General features: G+C 62.1%; 10 protein-coding genes and 4 tRNA genes. 6 read left to right on the forward strand and 8 right to left on the reverse strand.

All coding sequences use genetic code 11. From position 1 onward, the window contains the following. Positions 1–80 precede the first annotated feature (80 nt). From BLT98_RS26995 to ahpF, 4 genes are all read left to right on the forward strand, one after another. Positions 81–2,924, forward strand: a complete 2,844-nt coding sequence (locus tag BLT98_RS26995) for an EAL domain-containing protein (RefSeq protein ID WP_244517737.1) — start codon at positions 81–83, stop codon at positions 2,922–2,924. A 170-nt stretch (positions 2,925–3,094) separates the two neighbouring features. Beyond that, positions 3,095–3,499: a DUF3597 domain-containing protein gene (locus BLT98_RS27000; protein ID WP_034780875.1), complete on the forward strand. Its 405-nt coding sequence runs from the start codon at positions 3,095–3,097 to the stop codon at positions 3,497–3,499. Between the two features lie 188 nt (positions 3,500–3,687). Next, positions 3,688–4,251, forward strand: a complete 564-nt coding sequence (ahpC, locus tag BLT98_RS27005) for an alkyl hydroperoxide reductase subunit C (protein ID WP_034780873.1) — start codon at positions 3,688–3,690, stop codon at positions 4,249–4,251. A gap of 98 nt (positions 4,252–4,349) precedes the next feature. After that, entirely contained in the window at positions 4,350–5,945 is a 1,596-nt protein-coding gene (ahpF, locus tag BLT98_RS27010) for an alkyl hydroperoxide reductase subunit F (RefSeq protein WP_092613242.1), read from the forward strand. A 68-nt stretch (positions 5,946–6,013) separates the two neighbouring features. On the opposite strand, the gene BLT98_RS27015 is transcribed toward ahpF, so the two are convergent. From BLT98_RS27015 to BLT98_RS27050, 8 genes are all read right to left on the reverse strand, one after another. Continuing rightward, positions 6,014–6,352 carry a CzcE family metal-binding protein gene (locus BLT98_RS27015; protein ID WP_070280138.1) on the reverse strand — a complete coding sequence of 113 codons (339 nt, stop codon included), beginning with the start codon at positions 6,350–6,352 and terminating at the stop codon, positions 6,014–6,016. A gap of 136 nt (positions 6,353–6,488) precedes the next feature. Continuing rightward, positions 6,489–7,115 carry an ATP-binding cassette domain-containing protein gene (locus tag BLT98_RS27020; protein WP_070280137.1) on the reverse strand — a complete coding sequence of 209 codons (627 nt, stop codon included), beginning with the start codon at positions 7,113–7,115 and terminating at the stop codon, positions 6,489–6,491. Further along, a complete protein-coding gene (locus tag BLT98_RS27025; RefSeq protein WP_244517739.1) occupies positions 7,106–8,203 on the reverse strand; it encodes a hypothetical protein in 1,098 nt (365 codons plus the stop codon). Before BLT98_RS27025 ends, BLT98_RS27020 begins: the two co-directional genes overlap by 10 nt. Before the next feature lie 112 nt (positions 8,204–8,315). Further along, positions 8,316–8,392: transfer RNA gene (locus BLT98_RS27030), tRNA-Asp, on the reverse strand. A 56-nt stretch (positions 8,393–8,448) separates the two neighbouring features. Next, a tRNA-Val gene (locus BLT98_RS27035) sits at positions 8,449–8,524 on the reverse strand. Between the two features lie 217 nt (positions 8,525–8,741). Next, positions 8,742–8,818, reverse strand: a tRNA-Asp gene (locus tag BLT98_RS27040). A 54-nt stretch (positions 8,819–8,872) separates the two neighbouring features. Continuing rightward, positions 8,873–8,948 (reverse strand) — tRNA-Val (locus BLT98_RS27045). 100 nt (positions 8,949–9,048) lie between these two features. Further along, positions 9,049–11,208, reverse strand: coding sequence for a S9 family peptidase (locus BLT98_RS27050; protein ID WP_092613245.1), 2,160 nt, complete (start codon positions 11,206–11,208; stop codon positions 9,049–9,051). Positions 11,209–11,381: 173 nt separating this feature from the next. On the opposite strand from BLT98_RS27050, the gene dinB reads away from it, so the two are divergent. Together dinB and BLT98_RS27060 are read left to right on the forward strand one after the other, a co-directional pair. Continuing rightward, entirely contained in the window at positions 11,382–12,536 is a 1,155-nt protein-coding gene (gene dinB, locus BLT98_RS27055; protein WP_092613249.1) for a DNA polymerase IV, read from the forward strand. Between the two features lie 118 nt (positions 12,537–12,654). Beyond that, on the forward strand, positions 12,655–13,551 hold the full coding sequence (locus tag BLT98_RS27060; RefSeq protein ID WP_034754435.1) for a recombination-associated protein RdgC: 897 nt from the start codon (positions 12,655–12,657) through the stop codon (positions 13,549–13,551). The last annotated feature ends 41 nt before the right edge of the window (positions 13,552–13,592 follow it).

The raw sequence follows: 13,592 nt of genomic DNA on the forward strand, positions 1-13,592 counted from the left end.
AAATAATTATCCATCAGCAAAAGGGGCGGCTACAATAGCCTTACCCCTGCCAGCTCGGCAGCTTCCTGTGGTGTTCCGCCATGCCGATGAAAGCCCCCGACGCTTTCCGCTTTGTCTTGCCGCTCGCCGGCAGGCTGGCGCACGGCTGGCGCGGCTTTTTCCTCCTGCTGCTGTGCCTGGCCACACCAGCCCGGGCGCTGGAACCCGTTACCCTGCAACTCAATTTCACACACCAGTTCCAGTTTGCCGGCTATTATGCGGCCATCGAGCAAGGCTATTACCGCGAGGCGGGGCTGGAGGTCAAGCTGGTCGAAGGCGGTGGCGGACGGCTGGCCGAGGCGGCCGTGCTGGCGGGCCAGGCCGAGTATGGCGTGGGCAACAGCACCTTGTTGCTCAGCCGGCTGGCGGGCAAGCCCGTGGTGGTGCTGGCCGTGGTGTTCCAGCATTCGCCCAGCGTGCTGCTGATGCGCCAGCATGGCGGCGCGCCCGACGTGCGCAAGCTGGTGGGGGCGCCCGTCATGATCGGTGCGGCCACCGACGTGGCGCTTGCAGCCGATGAAGTGTCGCTGTTCCTGGCGAAAATGGGCGTCGCGCCGCAACAGATGCGCCACTTGCCGCCCAGCTACCGTATCGAGGATTTGATCGATGGCAAGGTCGATGCGATTGCCGCATATTCCACCAACGAACCGGATTACCTGGACCGGGCGGGCTTTTCCTATTACCAGTTTACGCCGCGCACGGCCGGCATCGATTTCTACGGCGACAACTTGTTTACCAGCGAGCACGAAATGCGCCGCCATCCCGAGCGTGTCAAAGCGTTCCGCGCGGCCAGCTTGCGCGGCTGGCAATATGCGATGGCGCACCGCGAGGAAATGGCGCGCGTGATCCTTGCCAAGTACAGCCAGCGCCACGACCGCGCGCACCTGCTGTACGAGGCGCAGCAGATGGAATTGCTGCTGCAGCCCGTGCTGGTGGAGCTTGGCTACATGAATCCCCAGCGCTGGCAGCACATCGCCGACACGTATGCCAGCATGGGCGTGCTGCCGCGCAATGCCACGGACAGCCGCGTCTACAAGGGGTTTTTGTACCGTGCCGTGCCAGGCGCCGACCTGGGCTGGCTGTACCTGTCGCTGGGCCTGGCGGGCAGCTTGCTGGCCGTGTCGGCCGCCTTTCACTTCAACAACCTGGCGCGCGAGCGCCGCCGCACGGAGGACACCATCCGCCAGGGAGAATTGCGCTTTCGCACCATGTTCGAGGAAGCGCCCATGGGCATCGCCCTGATCGATACCGTGAGCGGACAGTTTCTCGACATCAATCCGCGCTACCTGGCCATCAGCGGGCGCAGCCTGGAACACATGAAGCAAACGAGCTGGATGGAGATCAGCCATCCCGACGATGTGGCCGGCGAGCAAGAGCAGGTGGCGCAGTTGCTGGCGCGCAGTCTGCAGGGCTTTCGCCATGCCAAGCGCATCGTGCGGCCCGATGGCGGCGTGGTGTGGGTCGACGCGTCGGTGACGGCCATCGCCACGGCGCGTCACGGCGGCCCGCACCACCTGTGCATGCTGGAAGACGTGACGGACAAGCGGCAAACGGAAGCGCTGATCTGGCAGCAAGCCAATTTCGATACCCTGACGCAATTGCCGAACCGGCGCATGTTCCACGAACGCCTGCGCCAGGCGCTGGCCCAGGGGCGGCGCGATGCGAGCCGCGTGGCCATCCTGTTCATCGACCTCGACCACTTCAAGGAAGTCAACGACACGCTGGGCCACCACCAGGGCGATATCTTGCTGATCGAGGCGGCGCGGCGCATCCGCGTGGGCGTGCGCGAGACGGATACTGTAGCGCGCCTGGGTGGCGATGAATTCACGGTAATCCTGTCCGACCTTGATGATCTGCAGCAAGTTGACCGCATCGCGCGGCAGATACTCGACGGCTTGCTGGCGCCGTTTCTGCTGGGACAGGAGCAGGCGTTCGTCTCGGCCTCGATCGGCATCACCCTGTATCCGGACGACGCGGGCACGATCGAGGACTTGCTCAAGCAGGCGGACCAGGCCATGTATGTGTCGAAAGGGGCGGGGCGCAACCGCTACAGTTACTTTACGCCTGCCATGCAGGTGGCGGCCGTCAACCGCATGCGCATGGGGGCGGATTTGCGCACGGCCCTGCGCGAACAGCAGATGCAGCTGTATTACCAGCCCATCGTCGAGCTGCATAGCGGTAAGCTTGCCAAGGCGGAAGCCTTGCTGCGCTGGCACCATCCGCAGCGGGGTGTGGTCTGCCCGCCGGATTTCCTGGCGCTGGCCGAAAGCAGCGGCCTGATCGTGGAGATCGGCGACTGGGTGCTGCACACGGCGGCCGCGCAACTGCTGCACTGGCGCGCGCAGGGCCATGCCATCGGTTTGCCGGGGCTGCAACTGTGCCTGAACCAGTCGCCGCTGGAGCTGCAGCGCGAATTGGAGGCGCCCGGCACCTGGCTGCGCCAGCTGATGGCGCTCGATGTGCCGGCCTCGGCCATCGTGCTCGACATGCGCGAAGATGTACTTTTACCTAGCGGCAATAGCATGGCGCCCCGCCTGCAGCATTTGCGCGAAGCGGGCCTGCAGATCGCCCTCGACGACTTCGGCAGCGGCCATGCCTCGCTGACGCAGCTGCAGCAGTGCGGCATCGATTACCTGAAGCTCGATGGCGTGCTGGTGCGCAAGCTGGCGCCCGGTGCCAGCGAACTGGTGCTGTGCGAAGCCATCGTCACCATGGCCCACAAGCTGGGTTTGCAGGTCATTGCCGAAGGGGTGGAGACCGAAGAGCAGCGCGCGCGGCTGCTGGAGATCGGCTGCGATTTTGCGCAAGGCGAGCTGTTTGCGCCGCCGCTGACCATCGAAGCGTTCGATGCCCTGCTGCATGCGCAGCGGCCCTTGCACCCTTGAAACAGGCGTCGCCGGCCACCAGATCTGACGCAAGCCTGCGGGACAGGGCTCCCGGCTTGAACGGGCTTATACTCGACGGGCTGGCGCCTGCGCCTGGCTTTGCTGTCACCGGTACCTACACCGGGTGCGCAGGCAATATTTCTTCCATTCACTCAACTCGAGGTGACCTCATGGGCATTTTCAGCAATATCTACAACAAGATCTTCCACCATTCGTCCGACGCTGCCCCGGCAGCCACGCCGGCCGCCGCCACGACAGCACCTGCCGCAGCACCGGCGGCCGCACCTGCACCTGCTGCGCCAGCGGCTGCCGTGCCCGTGGTGGACGTGGAAGTGGTGCTGGTCGACCTGGCCAGCAAGAACGCGGAAAAACTCAATTGGCGCACGTCCATCGTCGACCTGATGAAACTGCTTCAACTCGACAGCAGCCTGGCTTCGCGCAAGGAACTGGCGCAAGAGCTGCATTTCACGGGTGACACCAATGATTCGGCCAGCATGAATATCTGGCTGCACCGCCAGGTGATGATCAAGCTGGCGGAAAACGGCGGCAAGGTACCGGACGAACTGAAGAACTAAACACCTGGCGGCGGCAGGGGTATCCACTGTCACCGCTATCCAATCCCGTGGGAACTGCCTATCATGGAGTTCCCATGGCGTCGTGATAGCTAAAACTAATTGAAACTATTGTGACAATCAATTTTGCATATGGAATAAAACCCCTTACACTAGGGTCTTACTGATTCACCACACGAGAGGAAATGACTATGTCGCTCATCAATACCCAAGTTAAACCATTCAAGGCAACCGCATTCCACAATGGCAAATTCGTCGACCTGACGGAAGCGTCGCTGAAAGGCAAGTGGTCGGTATTCGTGTTCTACCCAGCCGACTTCACCTTCGTTTGCCCAACCGAACTGGAAGATCTGGCCGATCACCACGCTGAATTCCAGAAGCTGGGCGTCGATGTCTACGGCATCTCGACCGATTCGCATTTCGCGCACAAAGCATGGCACGACACCTCGGACGCGATCAAGAAAGTGCAATACGCACTGATCGGCGACCCAACGGGTACCCTGTCGCGCAACTTCGAAGTCATGATCGAAGAAGAAGGCATGGCACTGCGCGGTACCTTCGTCATCAACCCGGACGGTTTCATCAAAGTACTGGAAGTGCATGACAACGGCATCGGCCGTGACGCATCGGAACTGTTGCGCAAAGTTAAGGCAGCTCAATACGTTGCCGCTCACCCAGGCGAAGTTTGCCCAGCCAAATGGACGGAAGGCGCAGCAACCCTGACCCCATCGCTGGACCTGGTTGGCAAGATCTAAGTCTCGATGCAGCACGTAGCAAACAAGTAGTTACCGCGATGCCGGACCGGGCGTCCGGCCCGGCATTCGCCTAAATATTTGTAAAGGAAGAAAAAATCATGTTAGATGCAACCCTCAAAACCCAACTGAAATCCTACCTGGAAAAAGTGGTGTATCCGCTTGAGCTGGTCGCCTCTCTCGATGACAGCGCAAAAGCCCGCGAGATGAAGGAATTGCTCCAGGAGATAGTCCTGTTGAGCGACAAGATCACGCTGGTCGAGCGCCTTGACGCTGGCGTACGGGCCCCGTCGTTCAGCATCAACCGTACCGGCTCCGACATCGGCGTGCGTTTCGCCGGTGTGCCGCTGGGCCACGAATTTACCTCGCTGGTGCTGGCGCTGCTGCAAGTGGGCGGCCACACCATCAAGTTCGACGACGCCGTGATCGAGCAGATCCGCAACCTCGACGGCGATTACGAGTTTGAAACGTTTATTTCGCTCTCCTGCCATAACTGCCCGGAAGTGGTGCAGGCATTGAATGCCATGGCCGTGATCAACCCGCGCATCAAGGTCACCACCATCGATGGCGGCGTGTTCCCGAAAGAAGTGGAAGCGCGCCAGATCATGGCCGTGCCGATGATGTTCCTGAATGGCGAACACTTTGGCCAGGGACGCACGAATGTCGAGGAAATCCTCGCCAAGCTCGACACCAACGCCGGTGCACGCCAGGCGGAAGCGCTGAACAAGAAAGACGTCTTTGATGTACTGATCGTCGGCGGCGGCCCTGCCGGCGCGGCAGCGGCCATCTACGCGGCCCGCAAAGGCATCAAGACGGGCGTGCTGGCCGAGCGTTTCGGCGGCCAGGTGCTCGACACCCTTGCCATCGAGAATTTTATTTCGGTCAAGGAAACGGATGGTCCGAAGTTCGCCATGGCGCTGGAACAGCACGTCAAGGAATACGAAGTCGACATCATGAACACCCAGCGCGCCGCGAAATTGACGCCAGGCAAGTTGGTGCAGATTGAAACGGCCAATGGCGCCATCTTGAAAGCCAAGACCGTCATCCTGGCCACCGGTGCCCGCTGGCGCGAAATCAACGTGCCGGGCGAGAAGGAATACCGCAACCACGGTGTCGCCTACTGCCCGCACTGCGATGGTCCGCTGTTCAAGGGCAAGCGCGTGGCCGTGATCGGCGGCGGCAACTCGGGCGTGGAAGCGGCGATCGACCTGGCCGGCCTGGTGAAGCACGTGACCCTGATCGAGTTCGGCGCGGAACTGCGCGCCGATGCGGTGCTGCAACGCAAGCTGCACAGCTTGCCTAACGTGACCGTGATCACGTCGGCGCAAACCACCGAAATCCACGGCGACGGCAAGATCGTCAATGGCCTGAGCTACACGGACCGGGTCAGCGGCGAGTCGAAAAAGGTCGAGCTGGAAGGCGTCTTCGTGCAAATCGGCCTGGTGCCGAACACGGAATGGCTGAAGGGCACGGTAGCGTTGTCGCGCCACGGCGAAATCGAAGTCGATGCACGCGGCCAGACCTCGGTCCCCGGCGTGTTTGCGGCCGGCGACGTCACCACGGTGCCGTACAAGCAGATCATCATCGCCACCGGCGAAGGCGCCAAGGCAGCTTTGTCCGCCTTTGACCACCTGATCCGCTCGGATGACGAGGAAGTGGTCGAAGAGTCTGCCGCCAAGGAAGCGCTGACGGCGTAACTATTAGCCGTATCAAGAAAAACCGGAACGCCGCAAGGTGGTTCCGGTTTTTTTATGGGCGCAGGAAATCAGCTACCCGCGTACAGGGGATTGCCGGCCACATACACTTGAATCCCATCGACGGGCATGTCCTTCGGCGCGATCTCGGCCAGGGCGAAGACGGTCTTGTTGTTGAAGGTTTGCACGTGCCACGTAAAACGCTGGCCGGCGCGCGCGATGGTGACGGTTTCGCCGTGCGTGACGTTGATGTGGCGCGTGTCGGGCTGCAGGTCGATGCTGCGCTGGGCGGCGGCGTGCGGGGCGCTGCTGCCATAGTCGGCGGGCGTGCCTGTCGGACCGGCCGCGATGGCCGAGGCGGCGAAGGCGGCGCACAAAATCGCCAGGGCGCTGCGGTGGGTGTTCAACATAGTAATCTCCAAGAATAAGCCTGGCGCGGTGAATAAGCGCGTCGTGTTATGGGTAATGGCTGCACCGGGATCGCCGGATTTTGCAACACGGCATCGTAAGCTGTCCTTGGTCGATCTGCAAAGCTGTATTTCCTGTCTATATTTCCACCGTGGCCGCCAGCGGCACGTCCGGCGCCAGGTGGCTGGTCAGCACGATGCACTGGCGCGCCAGACGGGCGGGATCGGCCAGGCGCGCGCGCAGGTGCAGCATGGCCGCCGCATCGAGGCCGTTGAACGGTTCATCGATCAGCAGCAGGCGCACGGGCAAGGCCAGGGCCAGCGCCAGTTGCAGTTTTTTATGCTGGCCCAGGGACAGGGCGTTGATGCTTTGCTGCAAGGTCGACGTCATGGCAAACGCGCTCAGCTCGTCGTTCAGCAGGGACTGGTCGCTGCCCGGATACAGGGCCAGGTGCAGGTCGAGAAATTCGTGCACTTGCAGCCAGGGCAGGGCGGGGGCGTCGCCGCCGCAATAGAACGCTTGCGCGCGGTAGGCCAGCGGCATGAAGCCGCTGTCGATACCGTCCAGGCGGATGGCGCCGCGCGCGGGCAGCAGGGCGCCGCCTGCCAGCTTCAGCAAGGTCGTCTTGCCGGCCCCGTTCGCGCCGCGCAGCCAGGTGATGCCGGGGCCGAATTGCAGATTGCAGCCCTGGAAGACGCTGTGCGTGGGGAAGTGGAAATCGAGGTGTTCGATCTGCAGGGTGGGGGACGACAGGTTCAATTCCATAATTCGCTTCCGATGGCGCTCAAGGCAAGGATGGACAGGACGACGAGGGCGACTCGGCCACGCGCCGTGAGGCGGGGCAGGCCGACGATGGCCAGCAGGGCCAGGCTGGCGGTGATGGCGTACACGCTGGTGACGCGCTGCCGCAAGGCGGCGGGATCGGTGGCGTACAGCAAGACGGCGCCTGCCAGTAGCACGGCAAACGGCGGCAGCAGGCTGGCCGTGCAGGTCAGGCGCGTCAAGGCCGTGCTGGCCATGGGCCAGGCGTTCAGCGTGGGGCGCAGCACGGCGATCTGCTCGCGCACGGCCTTGTCGCCCCGGTCCGTCAGAATGACCAGGCTGGCGCTGGCCAGCAAACCGAGCAGTGGCGCAGGCACGAGCGGTGCGCGCAGCAGCCAGGCCAGCATGCTGGCGCCAGCCGTGGCCAGCAGCACGCTTTGCTGCAGGCCGATCACATTGTCATTGCGCCAGAACGGCAGCCAGAACAGCTGGCGCCACAGGAACCCGGTGCGCCAGCGGGGCCGTTGCGGCACATACGCGGTCATCGTTGGCGGGCGCGCCTTTGCTGCGGGCCGCGGCGCGCGCAGGCGCTGCGCCACGATGAGCGTTGTCAACAGCCAGGCCAGCAGCCAGACGATAAGGGTGGCGGCCATGCCGGGCGCGGCAATCGGGCGCAGCCAGGGAGGCGATTGCGCCAGCCAGATGCTGGCCGAGACGGCATAGGCGATTCCCAGCGGCAGCATCAGCAGGCCGGCCACGGCGACATCCGCTTGCCAGCGCAGGCGGCGCGGCAAGGGCAGCTGGCGCAGCCAGGCGGCGAGGGGGGCCGGCAACAATCGCTTGCGCAACAGCCAGGCGGGCAGGCATGTGAGCAAGGCTTGCCCGCCCAGCAGGGCAAGGGCGGCGGGCCAGGGCAGGCCCACGGCGAGAAAACCGGGCAAGGCGATGACGCTGAGCAAGCCCAGCAAGACGGGGCCGGCCAGGAAAAAGAAGATTTCCATGGAACTGGTCAGGCTGGCGGCAAATTGCAGCAAAGCATGATGGGCCAGGCGCAGCCGCAGAGCGATATAGGGATGAGTACTACGGGGCAAGCGCATCGAGGCAGGAGCGGCAGAGTCAGCAGGAGCGCTGATTCTAGAGCATTTGCGGTCCCAGAATGGGAAAAGCCCTTCGGTTCCGGGAACCAAAGGGCTTTTCTTTTATTGGCGGAGCGGACGGGACTCGAACCCGCGACCCCCGACGTGACAGGCCGGTATTCTAACCAACTGAACTACCACTCCAAGCTCGTATGATCTGTGTTGCTGATCCATGAAGCACTGGATAATTTTCTGTTTGGTGGTGGGTGCTGAGAGGCTCGAACTCCCGACCTACGCCTTGTAAGGGCGCCGCTCTACCAACTGAGCTAAGCACCCGCATACCCAGAAAACTATCCCGACGTTTGTCACCACGTCTGGAAGAGGCACTATTATAGGGGGCGCTTTCCCCCTTGTGCAACTATTCTTATGGGATAAAAGCATTTTTTTGCTGAAAAACGCAAAAATATTCGGGGCGAGGGAGGGCTGGCGTTTTTTCTGCTTCTGAAATGGGAAAAGCCCTTCGGTTCTGGGAACCAAAGGGCTTTTCTTTTATTGGCGGAGCGGACGGGACTCGAACCCGCGACCCCCGACGTGACAGGCCGGTATTCTAACCAACTGAACTACCACTCCAAGCTCGTATGATCTGTATTGCTGATCCATGAAGCACTGGACAGTTTTCTGATTTGGTGGGTGCTGAGAGGCTCGAACTCCCGACCTACGCCTTGTAAGGGCGCCGCTCTACCAACTGAGCTAAGCACCCGTTGCTTGTCTCAGAAAACCATCCCGACGTTTGTCACCACGTCTGGAAGAGGCGCTATTATAGGACGGGCGAAATCCTTCTGCAAGCGCTTTTTTTCACTTTACTCTGTAATACCCCATTGCGACAGCATCCACGCCATATTGAACGCATTCTCGGCGATGGCGTTATAGCGGCCAGAGGCGCCGCCGTGGCCGGCGCCCATATTCGTTTTCAGCAGCAGGGGATTGCCATCCGTTTTGTACGCGCGCAGCTTGGCCACATACTTGGCCGGTTCCCAGTACATGACCTGGCTGTCGTTGAGGCCCGTGGTCACCAGCATGGCGGGGTAATTCTTGCGCGCAATGTTGTCGTACGGCGAGTAGCTGAGCATGTAGTCGTAGGCCGCCTTCTGGTTCGGGTCGCCCCATTCCAGGTACTCGCCCGTCGTCAGCGGCAGGCTGGCGTCCATCATGGTGTTCATCACGTCGACGAACGGCACGGCCGCGTGCACGGCGTGGAACAGGTCCGGGCGCATGTTGACGACGGCGCCCATCAGCAAGCCGCCCGCGCTGCCGCCCTGGATGATCAGGCGGTTCGGGCTGGTCCATTTTTCGCGCACCAGGTAGTCGGCGCTGTCGATGAAGTCATTGAAGGTGTTTTTCTTCTTCATCAGCATGCCGTCTTCATGCCAGGCTTCGCCCATGTCGGTGCCGCCGCGGATATGCGCCTGCGCATAGATGACGCCACGGTCCAGCAGGCTGATGCGGCTGATGGCAAAACTGGCTTCCGTGGAAATGCCATACGAACCATACGAGTACAGCAGCAGCGGCGCGGAACCGTCGAGCTTGACGCCTTTCTTGTAGACGATCCACAGCGGTACTTGCACGCCATCGCGCGCCTTCACCCACAGGCGCTGCGTGGTGTAGCGGCTGCCGTCAAAGCCGCCGACGATTTCCTGCTGCTTCAGCACCGTGCGCTTGCCGTCTTGCATGCTGACGTCGATGATGGTGGGCGGCGTGACGGGCGACTGGTAGGACATGCGAAATTGCGTGGAGGAAAATTCCGGCGTACCGACGGAGGTCGCCAGGTAGACGGGGTCGTCGAACTGCACCGTTTTCCAGTTTTTATGCGCGAAATCAAGGATGCGCGCGCGGTTCAGGGCACGGGCCTTTTCCATCACCACCAGGTAGCCCTGGAAGACGTCGATGGACTGGATCACGGCATCCTTGTTGTGCGGCACGACGGTCTTCCAGTTCTTCGGCTGCGGCGCGGACAGCGGCGCGCTGACGACACGGAAATTCTTCGCCTCCTTGTTGGTCAGAATATACAGCTGGCCATCGCGGTGCTCGATGCCGTAGCGGTGGCCTTTTTCACGTTTCAGCACGGATTGAAAGGTGCCTTGCGGCGTGCTCGTTGGCAGCAGCAGCACTTCGCTCGTATCCGTGCTGCGCGCGGTGAGCACAAAGTAGCGATGGTCGCGCGTGCGGCTCACGCCGATGGCGAACTGTTCCACTGGCTCGTGGTAGACCTGCTGCAAGGTGCCGCCCAGCGGCAGGCGGAACAATCGGTCCGCGCGCTTGGTGGTGGCGTCTTCCTGCGTCAGCATCAGGGTGGCATTGTCCGCCGCCCAGGCCAGGGACGTGACTCGAGGCATGGTATCGCCCAGCAACTTGCCCGTCTTCAAGTCCTTGACATGCAGCTCGTACTGGCGGAAACCCGTCGTGTCGGTGGTGTAGGCCAGCAACTGTTCATTCGGGCTGATGCTGAATGCGCGCACGGCAAAGAACTTCTGGCCTTCGGCCAATTGATTCTGGTCCAGCAAGATTTCCTCAGCCGCCTGCGCATCGTAGGCGCCGTTCGTGCCGACGGGGCGGCGGCAGTGAATCGGATATTGTTTGCCCGCTTCCGTGCGCGTGTAATAGTAGAAATTGCCCTGGCGCGCAGGCACGGACAGGTCCACTTCCTGCATGCGGCCCTTGACCTCCGCAGTCACCTTGTCGGCCAGCGGCTGGATCGGGGCCGTGACGGCGGCCGTGTAGGCGTTTTCCGCATTCAGGTAATCGATCACGGCAGGATCGGTTTTCTTTTGCAGCCAGCGGTAGTCGTCCGTGACGACCGTGCCGTGGCGCGTTTCCTGCCACGCCGTCCTGGCGGCGACAGGCGCGGTGGCGAGGGGGCTGGTGTCGGCCAGCGCGGATGGCGCCAGTGTGGACAGCAGCAGGGCCGGCAGGATGGATAACCAGGCGGACCGGCGGCGCGAAGCGTGATGGGCGATGGACAAGGCGATTCCCTTTCATAGTTGTGTCAGGATTGTAATCTTGCTATTGAGAAAAGCAACCGCCGTGCTTGTGCGTTTCAACTTGCATCCACGGACATTTCCAGCGATACTGTATATAACTACAGTATTCGACAGCATCCCGCCGCGAGGTGCCCTTGACCACATCTGCCCTTACATTGCCTGAAACCCGCCGCTGGATTGCCCACCTGGACATGGATGCCTTCTTTGCCTCCGTGGAACTATTAAAATATCCGGAACTGCGCGGCGAAGCCGTCGTCATCGGCGGCGGGCGCTTGCAGCAGCCCGTGCTGCAGGAAGACGGCACGCGGCAGTTTGCGCGCATGCGCGATTATGTGGGGCGCGGCGTCGTTACCACGTCGACCTATGCGGCGCGCGCGTTTGGCGTGTTTTCCGCCATGGGCATCATGAAGGCGGCCAAGCTGGCGCCCGACAGCATCCTGTTGCCGGCCGACTTCGAGGCTTACCGCGAGTATTCGGCGCGCTTCAAGCAGGCCGTGGCCCAGCTGTGCCCCATCATCCAGAACGTGGGCATCGATGAAATCTATGTCGACCTGACGGAGTATGGCGAGCAGGCGCCGGCCATGGCGGCGCGCCTGAAGGCGGCCGTGTTCGAGGCGACGGGCCTGTCGTGCTCGATCGGCCTGGCGCCCAACAAGTTGCTGGCGAAAATCTGTTCCGATCTGGAAAAACCGGACGGGCTCACCATTTTGCAGCCCGAGGATATCGAAGCGCGCGTGTGGCCCTTGCCGGCGAAAAAAATCAATGGCATCGGCCCGAAGGCGACAGCCAAGCTGGAGGCCCTGGGCATAGTCACCATCGGCGAGCTGGCACGGGCCGACATGGCCATGCTGCGCACGCAGTTTGGCGACTTGTACACGGGCTGGCTGCGCCAGGCGGCGCTGGGCATCGATGACCGGCCTGTGCAGACGAGCCGGGAAACCAAGTCCGTCAGCCGCGAAACGACGTTCGAGCGCGACTTGCAGGTGGTGCGCGACCGCGCCACCCTGTCGGAAAAGCTGGAAAGCCTGTGCACGCGCGTGGCCGGTGACCTCGACAAGCAGTCGCTGGCGGGGCGCACGGTGGGCATCAAGCTGCGCTTCGAGGATTTCAGCACCGTCACGCGCGACATCACCTTGCCCAGCGCCACGGCGGACGCGGCCGCCATCCTGCGCGCCAGCCGCGATTGCTTGCGGCGCGTGCCATTTGAAAAGAAAATCCGCCTGCTGGGCGTGCGTATCTCGACCTTGTCCGATCCGGCCATCGTGACGCGGCAGGCGCCGGCCCAGGCGGAGCTGTTTCCCGCCCTGTAGCGGCATTCCCCATGCATCAACAACACCGCGCCAGTCCGCGCTTTTGACGGCATTCCCGTGTCGAAAGTGTAGAATGGCGTTCCCCTGGCACTACTGAAACAAACGGAAGACAAAAACTATGTGGTTCAAGAATCTTCAGATTTACCGCCTGCCCGCACCATGGGCCTATACGCCAGAACAACTGGAAGAGGCCTTGTCCTCGAACAAATTTACGCCGGCGACCAGCATGGATCTGATGCGCCAGGGCTGGGATACGCCACGCCCGAACGGCGGCCTGGTCCATGTGGTCAACAAGCAGATGCTGATCTTGCTGGGCACGGAAAAGAAACTGCTGCCAGCGACCGTCATCAATCAGGTGGCCAAGGCCCGCGCTGCCGAGATGGAAGAAGCACAAGGCTTTGCCCCAGGCAAGAAAGCCATGAAGGAATTGAAGGAGCGCGTGGCCGACGAGTTGCTGCCGCGCGCCTTCAGCATCCGCAGCAACGTCTGGACGTGGATCGACCCCGTCAATGGCTGGCTGGTGGTCGATGCCGCCAGTCCGGCAAAGGCCGATGAAGTCATCAAGCTGCTGTTGAAAGCCGTCGACAAATTGCCGCTGGAAAGCCTGCGCGTGCAGCGCTCGCCCGTGGCGGTGATGACGGAATGGCTACAGGCCGACGATGCGCCTGCCGGCTTCACGGTCGACATGGATACGGAATTGCGCGCCACGGGCGAAAGCAAGGCCACCGTGCGCTACGTGCGCCACACCCTGGAAGCGGACGACGTGCGCCGCCACATCGCGGCCGGCAAGCAGTGCACGCGCCTGGCGATGACGTGGAACGACAAGATTTCGTTCGTGCTGACGGAATCGCTGGCCATCAAGAGCGTCAAGCCGCTGGACGTGATCAAGGAAACGGAATCGAGCACGAAGAACGACGAAGAACGTTTCGACGGCGACGTGATGCTGATGACGGGCGAATTGAGCAAGCTGATGGCCGACGTGGTCGAGGCATTGGGCGGCGAAGCGACGGCGTAACAGCAGCCATGCTGCTACAAAAAAAGGAGCTGCGGCTCCTT

The organism is Janthinobacterium sp. YR213, assembly GCF_900099875.1.
GTDB lineage: Bacteria > Pseudomonadota > Gammaproteobacteria > Burkholderiales > Burkholderiaceae_D > Janthinobacterium > Janthinobacterium lividum.